This window comes from Methylophilus sp. TWE2 (genome assembly GCF_001183865.1).
GTDB lineage: Bacteria > Pseudomonadota > Gammaproteobacteria > Burkholderiales > Methylophilaceae > Methylophilus.
In genome coordinates this window covers 1,743,907-1,761,224 of record NZ_CP012020.1, presented here as the reverse complement: position 1 = coordinate 1,761,224, position 17,318 = coordinate 1,743,907, and the positions used below count along the sequence as shown (strand labels likewise).

Annotated in this window: 17 protein-coding genes and 1 tRNA gene; 16 read left to right on the top strand and 2 right to left on the bottom strand. The window is 50.9% G+C overall.

Going from position 1 to position 17,318, the window contains the following annotated elements:
* Positions 1-93 precede the first annotated feature (93 nt).
* Genes ACJ67_RS08470 through ACJ67_RS08450 form a run of 5 tightly spaced genes read left to right on the top strand, consistent with a single transcriptional unit; the run spans position 94 to position 4,897 of the window.
* The gene (locus tag ACJ67_RS08470) at positions 94-2,016 is read left to right on the top strand and encodes a ribonuclease catalytic domain-containing protein (RefSeq protein WP_049638695.1); all 1,923 of its coding nucleotides are present in this window, start codon (positions 94-96) and stop codon (positions 2,014-2,016) included.
* Positions 2,016-2,807 (top strand): polyamine aminopropyltransferase, encoded by a 792-nt coding sequence (locus tag ACJ67_RS08465; protein ID WP_049638694.1) that lies wholly within the window; start codon positions 2,016-2,018, stop codon positions 2,805-2,807. The genes ACJ67_RS08470 and ACJ67_RS08465 overlap by 1 nt, the downstream gene beginning before the upstream one ends.
* A complete protein-coding gene (locus tag ACJ67_RS08460) occupies positions 2,800-3,987 on the top strand; it encodes a class I SAM-dependent RNA methyltransferase (protein WP_231587131.1) in 1,188 nt (395 codons plus the stop codon). Before ACJ67_RS08465 ends, ACJ67_RS08460 begins: the two co-directional genes overlap by 8 nt.
* Before the next feature lie 27 nt (positions 3,988-4,014).
* Entirely contained in the window at positions 4,015-4,377 is a 363-nt protein-coding gene (locus tag ACJ67_RS08455) for a nucleotide pyrophosphohydrolase (RefSeq protein ID WP_049638693.1), read from the top strand.
* A gap of 25 nt (positions 4,378-4,402) precedes the next feature.
* The gene (locus tag ACJ67_RS08450) at positions 4,403-4,897 is read left to right on the top strand and encodes an aminoacyl-tRNA deacylase (protein WP_018985101.1); all 495 of its coding nucleotides are present in this window, start codon (positions 4,403-4,405) and stop codon (positions 4,895-4,897) included.
* Positions 4,898-4,914: 17 nt separating this feature from the next.
* Here ACJ67_RS08450 and ACJ67_RS08445 read toward each other — a convergent pair whose 3' ends face one another.
* Positions 4,915-5,349 carry a hypothetical protein gene (locus ACJ67_RS08445; RefSeq protein ID WP_049638692.1) on the bottom strand — a complete coding sequence of 145 codons (435 nt, stop codon included), beginning with the start codon at positions 5,347-5,349 and terminating at the stop codon, positions 4,915-4,917.
* A gap of 197 nt (positions 5,350-5,546) precedes the next feature.
* On the opposite strand from ACJ67_RS08445, the gene pabC reads away from it, so the two are divergent.
* From pabC to ACJ67_RS08405, 8 genes are all read left to right on the top strand, one after another.
* Positions 5,547-6,386, top strand: a complete 840-nt coding sequence (gene pabC, locus ACJ67_RS08440) for an aminodeoxychorismate lyase (RefSeq protein WP_049638691.1) — start codon at positions 5,547-5,549, stop codon at positions 6,384-6,386.
* Complete coding sequence (gene mltG, locus ACJ67_RS08435; RefSeq protein ID WP_049638690.1) at positions 6,373-7,380, top strand: endolytic transglycosylase MltG; 1,008 nt, start codon at positions 6,373-6,375, stop codon at positions 7,378-7,380. Before pabC ends, mltG begins: the two co-directional genes overlap by 14 nt.
* Before the next feature lie 22 nt (positions 7,381-7,402).
* Positions 7,403-8,008 carry a dTMP kinase gene (gene tmk, locus ACJ67_RS08430; protein ID WP_049638689.1) on the top strand — a complete coding sequence of 202 codons (606 nt, stop codon included), beginning with the start codon at positions 7,403-7,405 and terminating at the stop codon, positions 8,006-8,008.
* Positions 8,005-9,000, top strand: coding sequence for a DNA polymerase III subunit delta' (gene holB / locus ACJ67_RS08425; RefSeq protein WP_049638688.1), 996 nt, complete (start codon positions 8,005-8,007; stop codon positions 8,998-9,000). Before tmk ends, holB begins: the two co-directional genes overlap by 4 nt.
* A gap of 28 nt (positions 9,001-9,028) precedes the next feature.
* Entirely contained in the window at positions 9,029-9,391 is a 363-nt protein-coding gene (locus ACJ67_RS08420) for a PilZ domain-containing protein (protein ID WP_049638687.1), read from the top strand.
* A gap of 39 nt (positions 9,392-9,430) precedes the next feature.
* Entirely contained in the window at positions 9,431-10,216 is a 786-nt protein-coding gene (locus ACJ67_RS08415; protein ID WP_082163976.1) for a TatD family hydrolase, read from the top strand.
* Positions 10,198-10,962: an MBL fold metallo-hydrolase gene (locus ACJ67_RS08410; RefSeq protein WP_049638685.1), complete on the top strand. Its 765-nt coding sequence runs from the start codon at positions 10,198-10,200 to the stop codon at positions 10,960-10,962. Before ACJ67_RS08415 ends, ACJ67_RS08410 begins: the two co-directional genes overlap by 19 nt.
* Positions 10,963-11,064: 102 nt before the next feature.
* A complete protein-coding gene (locus tag ACJ67_RS08405; protein ID WP_018985110.1) occupies positions 11,065-11,433 on the top strand; it encodes a hypothetical protein in 369 nt (122 codons plus the stop codon).
* Between the two features lie 590 nt (positions 11,434-12,023).
* On the opposite strand, the gene ACJ67_RS08400 is transcribed toward ACJ67_RS08405, so the two are convergent.
* Positions 12,024-12,108, bottom strand: a tRNA-Leu gene (locus ACJ67_RS08400).
* 35 nt (positions 12,109-12,143) lie between these two features.
* Between ACJ67_RS08400 and rnr the strand changes: the two genes are divergently transcribed.
* From rnr to ACJ67_RS08385, 3 genes are all read left to right on the top strand, one after another.
* Positions 12,144-14,621, top strand: coding sequence for a ribonuclease R (rnr, locus tag ACJ67_RS08395; protein WP_053092891.1), 2,478 nt, complete (start codon positions 12,144-12,146; stop codon positions 14,619-14,621).
* A gap of 137 nt (positions 14,622-14,758) precedes the next feature.
* Complete coding sequence (gene rlmB, locus ACJ67_RS08390; protein ID WP_049638684.1) at positions 14,759-15,520, top strand: 23S rRNA (guanosine(2251)-2'-O)-methyltransferase RlmB; 762 nt, start codon at positions 14,759-14,761, stop codon at positions 15,518-15,520.
* A 14-nt stretch (positions 15,521-15,534) separates the two neighbouring features.
* A complete protein-coding gene (locus ACJ67_RS08385) occupies positions 15,535-17,310 on the top strand; it encodes an ABC transporter ATP-binding protein (RefSeq protein ID WP_049638683.1) in 1,776 nt (591 codons plus the stop codon).
* Positions 17,311-17,318 lie beyond the last annotated feature (8 nt).

The window sequence follows — 17,318 nt, the reverse complement described above, 5'->3', positions numbered from 1 at the left end:
TAAAGTTCACTGCTTGCCAAAAAACAGTGCGCTTCTCGGGTAAAATAGCGTTTTGAATATCCATGGTGTGAACCTCACACAGTTATTTCCCAGATGAATGTTTTTTATGAAGAAGATGGAGGCTTTAAAGTCGCCTCCATTATGTCCGAGGCCGATAGCAGCATGCAGGTCGAAGCGAGCTCGGGCAAGCGCAGCAAAATCAAAACCGCTAATGTACTGATGCGGTTTGACGGTAGCCTGTCAGGTTTTCTGGAAGCCGCACAGGCTGAGGCTGACACATTGGATACAGACTTCTTGTGGGAATGTTGTGGTGAGGCTGAATTCAGTTTTGAAGCGCTGGCTGAAGAGTACTATGGCGGCAAGCCCAGTCGGCAACAGGCAGCCGCTATTGCCATTAAATTACATGGCGCGCCCATGTATTTTTACCGCAAAGGCAAGGGGCAGTATAAAGCGGCGCCGGAAGATACCTTGAAAGCGGCCTTGGCTGGCATGGAAAAAAAACGCAAGCAAGCCGAGCTGATGGCGCAAATGGTGACTCAGCTCAAAGCAGCGACACTACCAGATAGCTTCGCAGGCAAGCTTGACCAGTTGTTGTATGCGCCAGACAAGAATAGCCTGGAGTGGAAAGCCCTCGACCAGGCGGCTGCTGAGCTCAAAAAGTTGCCTATCCAGGTGTTACATGATGTTGGCGCGATTCCTTCTGTGCATGATTACCATCTGGGTGCGTTTCTACGCGAGTATTTTGCGCATGGCACTGAATTCCCGCCATTTTCTTTGGCAGAAAGTCCACACGATTTACCGCTGTCTGACGTGCAGGCATTCAGTATTGATGACAGCACCACCACTGAAATTGATGATGCTTTGTCGGTGACACGGCTAGCTAATGGCAATACGCAGGTAGGTATCCATATTGCGGCGCCGTCGTTGGGGGTTGCACCGCGTGAGGCACTGGACAATGAGGTCATGAAGCGCCTCTCCACCGTGTATATGCCTGGGCACAAGATTACCATGTTGCCAGAAGTGGCAATCCGGCCATTCAGCCTGGATGCGGGTGAGACCAAACCAGCCTTGTCGCTTTACCTGGAAGTCGCGCCTGATTTCAGCATCGTGCATCACCAAAGCCGACTGGAGCGGGTGCAGATTGCAGATAACCTGCGCCACGATACGCTGGAACCTTATTTCAATGAAACCACTTTAGAACAGGATAGCGGACATCCATTGTGGTCATCGCTGGTGTTCCTGTTCCGTCTTGCTGAGAGCCTGGAAAAAGCCCGTGGCAAATATGACCCGACGCGCCCACAACCTGTGGATTTCAATTTTTATGTCACCGATGGGATTGTCAGCATTATCAATCGCCAGCGCGGTTCCCCCATGGATAAACTGGTGGCCGAGCTCATGATTGCCGCCAATAGCCAGTGGGGCCTGTTGCTGGCCGAGCATGGCGTGCCTGGTATTTACCGCGCGCAAAATGGCGGCAAAGTGTATATGACGACCAAGGCTGAAAGCCATCAAGGCTTGGGCGTGGCGCAATATGCCTGGTGTACTTCTCCCTTACGCCGTGCGGTGGATTTAATCAACCAGCGGCAACTGATCAGTGTGCTGACGCTACAAGACCCTGTCTATGCAGCCAACGGCGATGAAATCGTCGGCCATATGCGGAATTTTGATCAAACCTATAATGCCTATAACGAATTCCAGACACGCATGGAACGTTACTGGTGCTTGCAATACCTGATCCAGGAAAATATCACTGAAATCGACGCGACCGTCTGGCGTGAAAACCTGGTGCGTCTTGAAAACCTGCCGTATATGACCAAGGTGCACAGTTTGCCAGCGACCAAACCTGGCACTAAAGTCAGGTTGGCGGTGCAGAAAGTGGATACCTTGCTGATGGAACTGGAGAGCAAATTCTTGCAAGTGGTTGAAGAGGCGATGTCAGCAGAAGCCATGCCAGAAGAAAACAATGCACCCGTTGAAACCGCCAGTCACTCGGATGAACAGGCAGAGAGCGCGTAATGTTTAAATTCAACCGAAAAATTCATAAAGCCGTGTCCGACTTTGAGATGGTAGAAGTCACTGAAACAGACGGCGTACGCTCCATGCACTTGGGCTCCCCCACCATACAAAGTAGCATGAAGGTCAAAGACCCTTATGCCTTGGTGTTGGCGTATTCATGGGGTGCGATGAGCAGCCTGTTGTTCAAGCCAGATGCCAGTAAATTGGTACTGGTTGGTTTGGGCGGTGGCTCCATTGCCAAGTATGTATGGAAATTCTGTCCGCAGATCCGGCAGACCGTGATTGAACTGAATCCGCAGGTCATTCAGGTAGCACGCAGTCATTTTTACGTGCCTGACGATGATGAACGCCTGCAGATTATCGAAGGTGACGGTATTGCTTACATTCAACAGCATCCGGGTCAATGTGACTGGCTCATGATGGATGCGTTTGGTAGCAATGGTTTGCCGCCAGACTTTTGTACACAATCTTTTTTTGATGATTGTGCCGAGGCCTTGACCCCTAACGGCCTGTTTACGATCAACCTGTGGGGCTCGGACAAGAAGTTTGATATCTACATGCAGCGCATGGAGCAGACATTCGGTCAACGTGTGCTGATGATGCCTACAGGCAAGCCTGGCAACATCATTGTGTTCGGCTTCAACCCCGAACTGCCTATCCCGGATCTGGCGACTTTACGCAAACGTGTACAAGAAGCCATGCAAACGCACAATATCAACTTTCCAGACCTCATAGACCGCCTGCAAGGCGCAAACCCCAATAACGGCAAGGAGTTTCAACTCGGTGGCTAATTTCCTGAATCAATTTTTCGCAACCTGCCCGCGTGGCCTGGAAGCCATTCTCGTCGATGAGCTCAAGCAGAGCGGGGCGCGTGATATCAAAGCCACCGATGGCGGCGCCAGTTTTAGTGGTGAGTTGTCGGTCTGTTACCACGCCAACCTGCATTCGCGCGTGGCAACACGTATCCTCATGCAAGTGGGGCGAGGCAAATATACCAAAGAAGACGATATCTACCAGGGCGCATTAAAAATCAATTGGCCCAACTGGTTTGATGTGAAGCACAGCATGATGGTCAAGGTCACGGCGGTGCGTAGCCCGCTTAAAAGCCTGGAATTTATTACCCTGCGTGTCAAAGATGCAATTTGCGACAAATTCCGCCAGGCCGTCGGCAGCCGCCCGAATATTGATACCCGCGAACCCGCGGTCCGCGTGCACGTCTACCTGACCAGCGATAGCTACCAGCTCTATGTGGATACTTCTGGCAACCCGCTTTACCAGCGCGGCAACCGTAAAAACAGCATAGAAGCGCCGTTGCGTGAAAACCTGGCTGCGGGTATTCTCAAGCTCACCGGCTGGCAGCCTGGCCAGGCCCTGTTGGATCCAATGTGTGGCAGTGGTACGTTTTTGCTCGAGGCAGTGATGATGGCGCTCAATATTGCGCCAGGGTTAAACCGTCATTTCGGCTTTGAAAAACTCAAAAACTTTGAATCTGATACCTTCCGCAAAATCCGCAATGCCGCAGCTAAAGCCGTCAAACCAGTGACTTTCCAAAGCATTTACGGTTCAGATATGGATTTACGCGCCGTACGCGTCACCAAGCAGAACCTGGAAATGGCTGGCTGGCTGGACGCCGTGCAATTGACGCATTGGGAGTTTACCCAGGTAGTGCCACCTGCCGAGAGTGGTGTGCTGGTTGCCAACCCGCCTTATGGCGTGCGTATTGGTGAAGATGAAACGCTGGCCGCGCTCTATCCGCAAATGGCCGCCACGCTCAAACAACGATTTTCTGGCTGGAACACCTATTTCCTCACCAACGATTTGCAGATGCCCAAGCTGATGCGTTTAAGCCCCAGCAAAAAAACGCCTTTGTATAATGGCCCGCTGGAATGCCGATTGTTCGAGATCAAAATGGTAGCAGGCAGCAACCGCCGTGAGAAGGCAGAGTCACCAGTGGTGGATGATACTCAGTAAGCTTTTGATTGTTAACAGGATAGCAAGATGACTGATTCAATTGATGCGTTGCGAGCTCGTGTGAATGCCTTTGTTGAAGAGCGCGACTGGGCACAGTTTCATTCGCCCAAAAACCTGGCGATGGCCATGATCGTCGAAGCCGCCGAAGTGGTTGAACATTTTCAATGGATGACAGAAGCAGATAGCCGCCAACTGGATGAAGAAACCAGGCAAAAAGTGGGACAGGAGCTGGCAGATACCTTTGTCTACCTGCTGCGCATTGCTGAGGTATGTGGCATTAATTTGATTCAGGCTGCCAATGCGAAAATCGACCTCAATGCACAAAAATACCCGGTTGAAAAATGCAAGGGTAGCAATGCAAAATACACCGAATACCAGTCCATTGATTGATTGCGATTTGTGAAGGAATACACCCATGACCGCCAATATTCATTCGCCCGTCACTGAGTTGCTCGTGCAACATCACATCCAGTTTCAGGTCATTGAAATCCCACTCAGTGAAGACAAGAAACCTATTCGTAGCCTGGAAGAATTACTTTCTGCCCAGGGTTTAGACCCGCAGTCTGTGGTGCGCAGTGTGGTATTCAAAGGAGAGAGCAGCGGCTTTTGTTTGCTGGCTGTTGCTGGTGGTGGCCGCGCTGATTGGGCTTTGTTACGCAGCCATTTAAACGAACGTAAATGCCGGATGGCCGAGTATGATGAAGTACCGGAAGCAACCGGCTATGTCGTGGGTGCTGTGCCGCCCATCGCTTTACCTGAAGGGTTGCGTGTGTTGGTCGATAGCAGTGTGTCTCGCTATGAGACGGTAGTGATAGGTAGCGGTGTGCTTGGTTATGCCTTGGCTGTGCGCTCAGCCGATTTGATGCAATTGTTGAGCAGCAAAACGCAAGGTAGTTTTGTCAAGGAGTAGCGGCGGTATATCAGCGGTTAATCATTGCCGAGAATGGTATTGAGCGTGCTGCTTTTAGTGCTGGCGACCATGACGGCCGCTTTGCCGGGATTTTCACTGATAGCAGCTACCCAGTCCTCGCTCATGCCTTCCTGCTCAGTATTGGATGATCCGCCCATTAAGCCAGTGAGGCCGGTGGTGTCTTCATTGCTATCATCCCCGTTGCCAAATATCAAGGTAGCATTACTCAATTGATATTGCCGTAATTGTTGCATCAAACCTTTAGCGGTGTAGGTGGCTGCTGTGTTATCAGCACCGCTTAGCGTGACCTGGCTGCTTGCTGAAGAGGAGTCAGTACTTTCAGGGCTTGCTGTCTTTTCCTTGGCGAGCTGGCTGATGGCGTCGCTTGAGCCGGAGTTATAGGCTTTATTCAATAATGCTGAGAGGTTGGTTTGAATGGTTGAAACTGACATGGCCTTACCTCGTGAAAATAGTAGGGATACATTACGCCTTAACTCTTTAACGGCATTGTTCTAATAAACTTTAGAAAGTCCTTCATTTCGCTATTTGACTACCGTTTGATGGCTGTTTTTCATGATGTGGCGAGGCTGACAGCGACGATTTATGGTAAGGTTTCAGCCTTGTTCGATATCACTCTTTTTGGCATCTCATGACCTCAGTCCGCTATTGCGTCAATGGTAAATTGGTCTCTGGCATTGCGCCGACCAACCGTGGTTTCGCCTACGGGGATGGTATTTTCCGCACCATGCGCCTGCTCAATGGGGAGTTGCTGGATTGGCCGTTGCATTACCAGACGCTGGTGGCCGATTGCAGCAAAATCCAGATTGTGTGCCCATCAGCGGAATTGCTGATGCAGGAGTTCAAGTACTTTATGGCGTCTGCCTTGGAGGTCGAGCAATCCTCCGGCATCATCAAGATTATCATTACGCGCGGGGATGGCGCCAGGGGATATGCGCCGCCGGCCATTTGTGAACCCACGCGAGTGTTTGTCCATAGTGCGCTGCCAGAGTATTCTGCGGAGATTTACAGTGCGGGAGTCGCCCTATATACCTGCCAGACCCGGCTGGCCTCGCAGCCATTACTGGCTGGCATCAAGCACCTGAATCGTCTTGAAAACGTATTGGCCCGTGCAGAACTCAAGGATCCCCGCTTTTTTGATGGCATATTGCGTGATTATGATGATCATGTGATTGAAGCTGTCAGCGGCAACCTGTTTATCAGCAAAGATGGTTTGGTGATGACACCAGCGCTGGACCATTGCGGCGTGGCCGGTGTCATGCGGCAAAAAATTCTCGACTGGTACAAAACGCGTGGCAACACTGTCGTGACCACCAGCTTATTGATGGAAAACCTGTTGACTGCCGATGCGGTGGTGATCGCAAATAGTGTTTATGGTGTATTGCAGGTGACGCAGATTGATGAGCAGGCGATTGCCAGCAATGACTGGGCCAAGGAATTAAGAGCATATTTGAATTATGTGGTTCATTAAGCAGGGTATGAAATACGGGGCTGCATTGCTTGGCCTCGGTGGGTTGGCACTTGGCATCTGGATGGTGATTTTTATGATCCGGCCTTTGCCCATGGCGTCAGAAACAATTGGGTTGCAGATTCCAGCCGGGGCCAGTGTGCGCGGGATTGCTGATCAGTTGGTGGCTGCGGGCGTGCTGACTGAGCCATACAGTTTTTTGCTCATGGTCAAGCTGACAGGGAGTGGCAACAAATTACAGGCGGGAGATTACGCCCTGAATACGCCGTTACAAGTGCTATCTTTGCTGGATATTCTCAAGCATGGTACCTTTGATCAGTTCAAGTTGCAATTAACTGAGGGAAAAACCTTTACCGATTTCCGTCAGAAACTGGCACAAATGCCCGGGATCCGTCATGACACGGTAATGCTGTCAGACCATGAGTTGATGCAGTTGGTCAGCGGCCAGGACCAACATCCTGAAGGCTGGTTTTTCCCCGACACTTATTTCCTCGATGCGCAAAGCAGTGATGTCGACCTTTACAAGCGGGCCTACCAGAAAATGGTGCAGCATTTGACTGCCGCCTGGGAGGGGCGTGAGGCTGGGTTGCCTTACCGGTCCATGTATGAGGCGCTGGTGATGGCATCGATTGTGGAAAAAGAAACCGGGGTAGAGGAAGAGCGGCCACAAATTGCAGGCGTGTTTGTCAACCGCCTGCGTAAAGGCATGCGCTTGCAAACCGATCCCACGGTGATTTATGGCATGGGCACGCGGTATCGCGGCAATATCACCAAGAAAGACTTGTTAACGGATACGCCTTATAACACATATACGCGTAGCGGCTTGCCGCCCACACCGATCGCTTTGCCTGGGTTGGCTTCTATTCAGGCTGCATTGCATCCGGCTAAGACGAATGCCTTGTATTTTGTAGCAAATGGGCAAGGACGGCATGTATTTACCAGCTCGCTGGAAGCACATAACCAGGCGGTACGGGCCTATCAATTAAAAAAGCACTAAATGACTGAGGGATGATGAGGTAATGGCGGGTCTATTTATTACGCTTGAAGGCATGGATGGCGCAGGCAAGAGCACGCACATCCCAACCATTCTGCAACTGCTGGCGTCAGGTGGTCGTGAGGTCGTTTCTACACGTGAACCAGGGGGCACACCACTTGGGGAAGAGTTGCGTGAACTCTTGTTGCACAGGGAGATGCATGTGGAAACAGAATCTTTGCTCATGTTCGCCGCCCGTGCCGAACATTTGCAGCAGGTGATATTACCTGCCTTGCAGCGTGATGCGATTGTGGTGTCAGACCGGTTTACCGATGCTTCATATGCCTATCAATGTGGGGCCAGGGGTTTGCCCATGCATAAGATGCAACAATTGGAGCAATGGGTACAAGGTGAGTTGCAGCCTGACGTCACCTTGCTGTTTGATGTACCGGTTGAAGTCAGTTTGCAACGCCTGGCCAGCGCGCGTGCGCCGGATAAGTTTGAAGCCCAGGGGGCGGAATTTTTTGCCCGATTACGGTCTCAATACTTAAAGAGGGCTGCCGAGTATCCGCAAAGGTTCCGCGTCATCGACGCACATAGGCCGCTCGAGGAAGTGAAGAAAACAGTTGAAGAAGTCATTTTATCCATATGATTAAAAAGCTTTATCCATGGCAAGATTTACTGTTTTCGCAATGGATGCAAGCAGGGAATAGCCGCCACCATGCCTTGCTGTTTCATGGAAAAGCTGGCATAGGCAAGCTGGATTTTGCACGCACCATGGCTGCCGGGTTGCTGTGCCTGCAACCACAAAATGGGATGGCTTGTGGCGAGTGCGAATCCTGCCATTGGCTATCGGAAGGCGCACATCCAGACTTCAGGGAAATCACCCCTGAAGATGATGACAGTGGCAGCGAAAGCAGTAAAAAGAAAACGCGCAAACGGCAGCAGATTCTGATTGACCAGATCCGCGCCTTGCATGATTACCTCGCCTTGAGCACACATAGAGTGGATGGCATACGCGTGGTGTTGATTCATCCGCTTGAAGCCATGAATGTTGCCGCCTCCAATGCCTTATTGAAATTGCTTGAGGAGCCACCGCAACGGACGCAGTTTTTGCTGGTGTCACATCAGCGGCAAGCCTTGCTGCCAACGATTTTAAGCCGTTGCATGCAGGTGGAAATGCCTGTGCCCAGCATGGAGCAGGGCTTGCAATGGCTGCAGTCACAATCAGTTGCTCATGCGGAGTGGGTGTGGCACTACAGTGGTGGTGCGCCCACGACGGTATTACAGGACGAGCTGGATTTGCATGGCTGGTATCAGCAGTTCCGGCCGCAATTGCTGCGAGGGGCTGAGATGGATGTCGTCGCCGTGGTGCCCGTGTTGATCAAACTTGGCATGGAGCAGGCCATACAGGCATTGCAAAAGTGGTTGCTGGATGTATGGTTATCTTGCAACCAGCAACCACTGCGTTACCATCCTGGTGATGCCGGGCCTATGCAACCCCTGGCATCTGGTGTCAATTTATCGCGATTGCTGGCATTTCAACAACAACTAAATCGTTTTAAAATGACAGCACAGCATCCGCTCAATCAGGAGCTACAGCTGGAACAGCTATTACTGCAGTATAAGAAAATGTTTGGCTAGCATCGCCAGGCATTCTGGAGCTTAGGCAATGAACGATACCTTACCACCCGCTGCTGCAAAACCAGGTGTTTTGTCGCTGGCTATCCGTGAAAAAGCGGCCCTGTTTGCCGCTTACATGCCGTTTGTCAAGGGGGGAGGCTTGTTTATCCCCACCAGCAAGCCGTTTAAAATGGGGGAGGAGGTATTTATGCTGCTCACCTTGCTCAATGATCCAAACAAGCTTAAGGTAGTCGGTAAAGTCATCTGGATTACGCCGCAAGCGGTTAACAACAAGCCACAAGGCATAGGCATACAGTTCTCGGACAAAGATGGTGGTGTCGAAGCCAAGAAACGCATTGAAACCATCCTGGGTGCAGCACTCAAATCCAGCCGACCATCCAATACCATTTAGCCCCATTTTTAATCCTGTTATCGAGTTTCTTTAAGTCACATGTTAGTCGATTCGCATTGCCATCTTAATTTCCCCGAACTGGTCCAGAATATGGACCAGGTGCTAGACACCATGCGTAGCAATGAAGTCGGGCATGCCCTGTGTGTTTCCGTGACACTGGATAAATTCCCTGAAGTGCTGGCCATTGCTGAGCAGCATCCGAATATATACGCCTCAGTCGGCGTGCATCCGGATTACGAAGACATACAGGAGCCGACAGTGGAGGAGTTGGTCAGGTTGGCCAACCATCCTCGTGTGGTGGCGATAGGCGAAACAGGGCTGGATTATTTCCGCCTGACGGGCGATCTGGAGTGGCAGCGTCACCGTTTCCGTACCCACATCCGCGCAGCCAAGGCCACAGGTAAACCGCTTATTATCCACACACGCAATGCGGCCGAAGATACGCTGCGCCTCATGCAGGAAGAGGGCGCAGCAGAGGTCGGGGGAGTCATGCATTGTTTTACCGAAAGCTGGGAGGTGGCGCAGGCAGCCATTGAGATGGGATTTTATATCTCGTTTTCCGGTATTGTGACATTCAAGAATGCGCAGGCTTTGAAAGACGTCGCGCAAAAGGTGCCATTAGATAAAATTCTGGTAGAGACCGATTCCCCCTATCTGGCTCCTATTCCTTTCCGTGGTAAAACCAATCAGCCAGCGTATGTGCGGCATGTCGCTGAAGAGGTTGCCCGCTTGCGAGACGTACCATTACAGCAATTCATGGAAACGACAACAGCCAATTTCTTCAAGTTATTCAAGCACGCTCAGCCATGCAAGTCACTCTCTTAGGCGTAGGCTCCAGTGCAGGCACACCTGCCGTTGGCTGTCGTTGCGATACCTGCACCTCCACCGATACCCGTAACAAGCGCACGCGCTGCTCTAGCATGGTGACCCTTGATGACGGCAGGGTCATCCTCATAGACACCTCTCCTGATTTACGCCAGCAAGCGTTGCGTGAAAAAATGAACCGGGTAGATGCGGTGCTTTACACCCACACACATGCAGACCATTTGCATGGTATTGACGACCTGCGCGCCTTTTGCCAAGTGAATCGCTGCCAGATTCCGCTCTACAGTTACCCGGAGGCGATTAGCCATATTCAGGAAAAATTTGGCTATACCCTGCGCGACCCAATTCCCCAATATTGGGATTTGCCGGTGCTGGCTGCCAATATCGTTGAGGGGCCTTTTGAAGCCGCCGGGCAAATGGTCATCCCTATCCCCATCATGCACGGCAAGATCCGCATCTACGCTTACCGTATCGGTAATTTTGTCTATATGACCGATGTGTCAGAGATCCCCGAAAGCTCGTATGCCTTGTTACAAGGCGTCGATGTCCTGCTGATTGACTGCCTGCGTGAAAAACCGCATCCCACCCATGTCTGCCTGGAACAAACACTGGGCTTGATTGAGCGCATAGGCGCCAAGCGTAATGTGTTGATACACATGACACACGAACTCGAATACCACGCTTTGCAACCCCGGTTACCAGCCAATGTCGTCGTTGGTTATGATGGACTGCAACTGCATTTTTAGCCATATTGCTGGCATGCCAGGTCAACCAAATAGGGCGATAAGCAGTTATACTTGCACCAAATAATAATTCAGCAACTCGATTTTGGATAACAGGAAGTAAACATGAAGTTATATGCAAAAATTTCGGCCATACTGGTAGCAGCTTCAGTGCTGATGGCGGCGACAAGCGCATTCGCCGGTAAGACTTACACAGAAGATGAATTTATCAGCGGCTTTAGTGGTAAATCAAAAAAATTGATTATAGAAAAGCTCGGGCAGCCTTTTAAAAAGCAACAGTCTGTGAAACCAAGCAACGCCAACAACATGATAGGCACCATGGGTAAGCAACAAGACAACTCAAAGCCTGTGCAGGTTGAAATGTGGTACTACAAAAATTTGGTGAGATACGACGATAAACATACTTATAAAGAAACCGAAGTCACTTTTGTGAATGACAGGGTGATGAATATTGGTTTTTTTAATAACCGATAAGTAATTAAAAATGGTAGTTTCTAAAAAGCCTCGGGTGACCGGGGTTTTTTATTTTTGCTCGTTCCTTCAAAAAGAACCGTTGATCAAAATAAATTGCTCATGCGATTTTTGAAAGGTGTTCACTGGGTTTGTGGCTATTCAGAGAATACTAATTGCACTAGCCGGGCCTCACCGACGGTGATAGGAGATCCATGGTCATGCCTGGGTCTTTTTGTTTGGTTGTGCTCAAGCGTTTCAAAGAAAAAACGTACAGAGAGGAAGTGGGTCTGAAAAAAGATAATTAAAACTAAGGAGATTAGGGGCAATTAATTAAAGTTACAGCTTTACCTGACACGATACTTAGAGCATTAAATGGCACTGGAAATTTACCACTACACTCAAAAGATATTAAATGATGGAGCCAAAGCGCTGGAATGAAATCATGGTTTAGCTTGTCCAAAGAGAAGTTTGAGTTAATTAAGGCGCGAGTGGGAAAGAGTGTTAAACTTGCTTTATGTTGATTCAAGCAGTAGCCAGGCAAATTCTTTTGAGTACAGTAAGAATATCGATTGCTTGGGAGTCTAATTTGGCGCAGCTGGTAAGCTGCTTGATGGTGCCCAGAAGAGGACTCGAACCTCCACGTCGTTAAACACTAGTACCTGAAACTAGCGCGTCTACCAATTTCGCCATCTGGGCTAAAGAAGCTGTGCATTTTAAAGGAAGAATAAATATTGTCAACCAGAAAAACTAAAAAATCCCTGCGCGCAAATGACCCGCAGGCCAAGCGAGAAGCCGAGTTATACCAGACACCTTTGCCCAGTCGGGAGCTGGTGTTGCAGTTGTTGTCAGATCAGGGTGTTCCCCTGAGTGCCGAGCAGATTTATGTGCTGCTGGATATCAGTCCTGATGAGCGGGACATCTTTAACCGCAGGCTGGGCGCGATGGAGCGCGATGGCCAGTTGATGCGCAACCGCAAGGGCGCATTTTGTTTACCGGATAAAATCCATTTAATTGCTGGGACTGTGTTTGGCCATACCGATGGCTATGGTTTTCTTGTCCCAGATGATAAAACCAAGAGTCCCGAAGATATTTTTCTTGGACCTAAAGAAATGACTTTGGTCATGCATGGTGACCGTGCCATGGTTCGCTTGGCGGGAGTAGACCGTAAAGGCCGCCCTGAGGGCAAACTTGTTGAAGTGCTGGAGCGTGCCAACAAGACGCTGGTTGGGCGTGTGATCCGTGCGCAAGGTGTCACCATTGTGGCAGCAGAAGATAAACGCATCAGCCAGGATATTGTGATCCCTTATCACTTGGATATGGACGCACAAGTCGGGCAGATCGTCACCATAGAGCTGACGGAATATCCGTCTTCACACTCCATGCCCATGGGTAAGGTGGTGGAAATCCTCGGTAACTATGCCGACAGTGGCATGGAGATTGAGATTGCGCTGCGCAAGCATCATTTACCGCATCAATTCAATCCGGCTGCGCTCAAGCAGGCGGAAGACTTTCCCAAAACCGTACAAACCAAAGATTACAAGGGGCGCAAGGATTTACGTGCCTTGCCATTGATTACCATTGATGGGGAAACGGCCCGTGACTTTGATGATGCCGTATTTGCTGAGCCGCAAGGTAAGGGCTGGCGGCTGGTGGTGGCGATTGCCGATGTGAGTTTTTATGTACAGCCGGGTGATGCGCTGGATAAAGAGGCCTATGACCGCGGCAACTCTGTGTATTTTCCGCGGCGCGTGATCCCCATGTTGCCTGAAGCCTTATCTAATGGCTTGTGCTCATTGAACCCTGACGTTGAGCGCCTTTGCATGGTGTGCGATATGCAGGTGGATGGCCAGGGTGTGGTCAAACAATACCAGTTTTACCCCTCAGTCATGCTTTCAAAAGCACGTATGACTTATACCAAAGTGGCGGCCTTATTGCAGGGCGAAGATGCCGCCTTGAGCGAGGAATACGCCTGGCTTTTGCCGCATTTGCAAAACCTGAACAGTGTTTTCCGCTTGATGCTGACACAACGTGAAAAACGCGGTGCAGTGGAGTTTGAGTCTGTTAAAACCATGATGGTATTTAACGATAACGGTAAAATCGACAAGATTGTGCCTGTCGTCCGCAATGATGCACACAAGCTAATTGAGGAGTGCATGCTGGCAGCCAACGTCTGTGCCGCTGACTTTCTGCTCAAGAACGAGCAGACCTGTTTATTCCGTATCCATGAAGGCCCGACGCCGGAGAAACTGGAAGCGTTGCGCCTGTTTATGGGCGAGTTCGGGTTTGGTGTGGGCGGTGGTGAAAGTCCACGTGCCAAAGACTATGCCAAATTGATGCAGCGCATCAAATCACGCCCGGACGCACAGTTATTACAAACCGTGATGCTGCGCTCCATGCAGCAGGCCGTGTACAGCCCGGATAATGTTGGCCACTTTGGTTTGGCATATGAGGCTTATACCCACTTTACGTCACCCATCCGCCGCTACCCGGATTTGCTGGTACACCGTGCCATCAAGGCCGTGGTGGAGGGTAAGCGCTACCAGGCCAAAGACTGGCACCAGCTGGGCGTACATTGCTCAATGACAGAGCGTCGTGCCGATGATGCCACACGCGATGTAACCAACTGGCTGAAATGCTTTTACATGCAGGACAAAGTCGGAGAAGTATTTAGCGGCACCGTGGCTGGCGTCACCAGTTTTGGCTTGTTTGTTGCGCTGGATGAGGTGTATGTCGAAGGCTTGTTGCATGTGACCGACCTGGGGAATGACTACTTTATCCATGACAAGGCTAGGCATGAAATGGTGGGTGAGCGTACGGGCGTCAGGTATCGCCTGGGCGACCGCTTGACAGTGAAGGTTGTACGCGTAGATCTGGAAACATCACGCATAGACTTTACGCTGGTTGGCGCAGTAGAAGCGCCTGCCGATGCCGAAAATGACGACGCTGGCGACGATGAGCCTCAGTCTGTCAGTAAAAAGGTGAGGGTGTCTAGGCCCGGGAGTGCTACAGCGAAAGCGGCGCCAACGGCCTGGGCCAGAAGCGCGACGACGGCTACAAAACCAGCCGCTCCAGCGTCCAAGTCCTCACGTGGTAAGCCAGCTTCAGCTTCTGCAGGCAAGGCTGCGGCAGGTAAATCGCGTTCGGCAAAAGACAAAGGCCGTCATTCGGCACAAAAAAATAAAGGCAAACCAAAGGCAAAAGCCCGATAATAGCGTCTTGAGTCGCATTCATGTGATTGAGTAGTCAATTCACGCAGCCAGCAGTTTTAGCCTGTTTGCTGCGTGATTCATTTTTAAGCTTTTGCGTATGGTTTGCAAAGGTCATCAAAAGAAATTTAGGAGTCACTATGTCAGAAACCCGCATTTTGTTTGGTTTTCATGCGGTGTTGAGTCGCATGCGTCAGCATGGCAACAGCATTCAGGAAATTATTATTGATCAGGAGCGTGTAGACGCACGCATGCGTGACCTGCTCGACATGGCCAAGTCACAGAATATTCGAGTGATACAAGCTGAGCGTCAACGCCTGGACGGTTTTATCGGTGCGCATGGTCGTCACCAAGGGGTCATTGCACGCGTGGTGGAAACGCCCATGCCATACAAGGATATTCACGATGTTCTGGAATCAGATCTCGATGAACCGCCATTTTTCCTGATCCTGGATGGCGTGCAGGATCCTCATAATCTTGGTGCTTGCTTACGTGTGGCGGATGCCATGGGCGTCCATGCCATTATCGCGCCTAAAGACCGTTCTGTTGGTTTGAATGGTACCGTGCGTAAGGTTGCCAGTGGCGCCGCAGAGACAGTGCCTTTTATTGCGGTAACTAATCTGGCGCGCACCATGCGTGAGTTGAAAGAGGCTGGCGTGCATATTGTTGGTACTACCATGGATGCGCCTGGCACTTTGCACAATAGCAAGCTGGAGGGCCCGATTGCGTTAGTGATGGGGGCTGAGGGCGATGGCATGCGCCGGTTGACGCAAGAAACCTGTGACTCGCTCATTACCATTCCGATGTTTGGATCGGTACAGAGTTTGAATGTGAGCGTGGCCAGTGGGATTGCCTTATATGAAATTCGCAGACAACGCGTATTGGCTGGCGGTAAAGCTTAATCGGGCTTGATTGTATGCTGACACTGCGTGATTTATGGCTGCAATCGCGCCAGCAGTCCGAGCGTTTGTGGTTAGGGCAGGCGCTGGCTTTTATGGGGGCTATTGTGGCGGTGCCAATCCCGTTGCTAATGCCTTTGCTGGTCGATGAGGTGCTGTTGAATCAACCTGGCAAGCTGACCCAGTTCATGACCTGGTTGTTGCCACATGACTGGATAGGGCCAGTCGCCATCATTTTAACCGTCACGCTGATGACCATGAGTCTGAGATTGGGCAGCGTGCTGCTTGGTGTCGCCACCACCCGCATTTTTGTCGGCTTGTCCAAACAAGTGACCCTGGGCGTTCGCCAGACCTTGCTCGATAAACTCTCCCGTATCCGCATGCAGGTGTATGAAAACCTGGGCGCAGGGCAGGTGACGGCACGATTACTCACAGATATTGAAACCTTGGACAAGTTTTTGGGTGAGACCATTGCCAAGGTGTTGGTAGCCATATTGAGCGTGATTGGGGTGGCGATTGTGTTGTTATGGATGCACTGGCAACTGGCGCTGATCATCCTGTTAGTGAATCCGTTTGTGATTGCACTGACCATGGTGCTGGGTAAAAAGGTTAAAGCGTGGAAGCAGCGTGAAAATAGCGCGTTTGAAATGCTGTCGCAATCCGTGACTGAGACCCTGGAAGTCATGCAGCAATTGCGCGCCACCAATAGCGACAAACGCTTTCTAGATAAAGCCAAACAGGCGGCTGAGGCTGTCCGTGAAGCAGCCACTGCTTCAGGCTGGAAATCAGATGCCTTGTCGCGTTTATCTTTTGGTGTGTTTCTGTTTGGCTTTGAGATCTTCCGGGCCGTCGCCATGTTGATGGTCGTGTTCTCCACACTCTCAGTCGGGCAAATGATCGCCGTGTTTGGCTATTTATGGTTCATGATGGGGCCAGTGCAGGAATTGCTGTCAGTTCAGGTTTCCTTTTATGCTGCCAAAGCCGCGCTGGGGCGGATCAACCTGGTACTCGCCGCAGAAGAGGAACCGCATTATCCAGCCACCGTGCATGCATTTTCTGGTCAGGTTCCCGCCGCCATCAATTTACAAAATGTCACCTTTTCATATGGCGAAGGCGATCCTATCCTGGCAGAGGTCTCAGTGACTATCGCGCCGGGTGAGCAAGTGGCGTTGGTTGGGGTTTCGGGCGCAGGTAAATCGACACTGGTGCAGCTATTACTTGGCTTGTATGCGCCCAATCAAGGTCGAATCCTGTTTAATGGTCAGGCAATAGAACAATTGGGTTATGCCCAGGTGCGTGAACATATCGGCGTCGTCTTGCAGCATCCCATGCTGTTTAATGATAGCGTACGGCAGAACTTGAGCCTGGGTCAGCCTTATGACGATGACGACTTGTGGCAGGTGCTGGAAGTGGCGCAGTTATCGCAGTTTGTACGTGATCTGCCGCAAGGGCTGGACACACCGTTAGGTCGCAGCGGTGTCCGGTTATCTGGCGGGCAACGTCAACGCCTGGCCATTGCCCGCATGATGCTCAAGCAGCCACAAATAGTGATTCTTGATGAGGCAACCTCGATGCTGGATACGCATACCGAAGCCTTGTTGCATCAAGCCATGCGAAAATTCCTGCGTGGCCGCACCACAATCATCATTGCGCACCGGTTGTCTGCGGTAAAAGAAGCCGACCGCGTATTAGTGTTTGATGGTGGCCGCATTATTGAAGAAGGCCAGCACGATGCTTTGGTCAATCGCACTGGCAGTGTTTACCAGCGGCTTTATGGGTCGCAAACAGCCTGAAAACTGGC

Excerpts from the sequence above, each read along its gene's own strand:
- holB (WP_049638688.1), top strand. The coding sequence starts at position 8,005 with ATGATTAAAAAGCTTTATCCATGGCAAGATTTACTGTTTTCGCAATGG.
- ACJ67_RS08405 (WP_018985110.1), top strand. The coding sequence starts at position 11,065 with ATGAAGTTATATGCAAAAATTTCGGCCATACTGGTAGCAGCTTCAGTG.
- rlmB (WP_049638684.1), top strand. The coding sequence starts at position 14,759 with ATGTCAGAAACCCGCATTTTGTTTGGTTTTCATGCGGTGTTGAGTCGC.
- ACJ67_RS08385 (WP_049638683.1), top strand. The coding sequence starts at position 15,535 with ATGCTGACACTGCGTGATTTATGGCTGCAATCGCGCCAGCAGTCCGAG.
- ACJ67_RS08415 (WP_082163976.1), top strand. The coding sequence starts at position 9,431 with ATGTTAGTCGATTCGCATTGCCATCTTAATTTCCCCGAACTGGTCCAG.
- mltG (WP_049638690.1), top strand. The coding sequence starts at position 6,373 with ATGTGGTTCATTAAGCAGGGTATGAAATACGGGGCTGCATTGCTTGGC.
- tmk (WP_049638689.1), top strand. The coding sequence starts at position 7,403 with ATGGCGGGTCTATTTATTACGCTTGAAGGCATGGATGGCGCAGGCAAG.
- ACJ67_RS08450 (WP_018985101.1), top strand. The coding sequence starts at position 4,403 with ATGACCGCCAATATTCATTCGCCCGTCACTGAGTTGCTCGTGCAACAT.
- ACJ67_RS08410 (WP_049638685.1), top strand. The coding sequence starts at position 10,198 with ATGCAAGTCACTCTCTTAGGCGTAGGCTCCAGTGCAGGCACACCTGCC.
- ACJ67_RS08470 (WP_049638695.1), top strand. The coding sequence starts at position 94 with ATGAATGTTTTTTATGAAGAAGATGGAGGCTTTAAAGTCGCCTCCATT.
- ACJ67_RS08420 (WP_049638687.1), top strand. The coding sequence starts at position 9,029 with ATGAACGATACCTTACCACCCGCTGCTGCAAAACCAGGTGTTTTGTCG.
- ACJ67_RS08445 (WP_049638692.1), bottom strand. The coding sequence starts at position 5,349 with ATGTCAGTTTCAACCATTCAAACCAACCTCTCAGCATTATTGAATAAA.
- ACJ67_RS08455 (WP_049638693.1), top strand. The coding sequence starts at position 4,015 with ATGACTGATTCAATTGATGCGTTGCGAGCTCGTGTGAATGCCTTTGTT.
- ACJ67_RS08465 (WP_049638694.1), top strand. The coding sequence starts at position 2,016 with ATGTTTAAATTCAACCGAAAAATTCATAAAGCCGTGTCCGACTTTGAG.
- pabC (WP_049638691.1), top strand. The coding sequence starts at position 5,547 with ATGACCTCAGTCCGCTATTGCGTCAATGGTAAATTGGTCTCTGGCATT.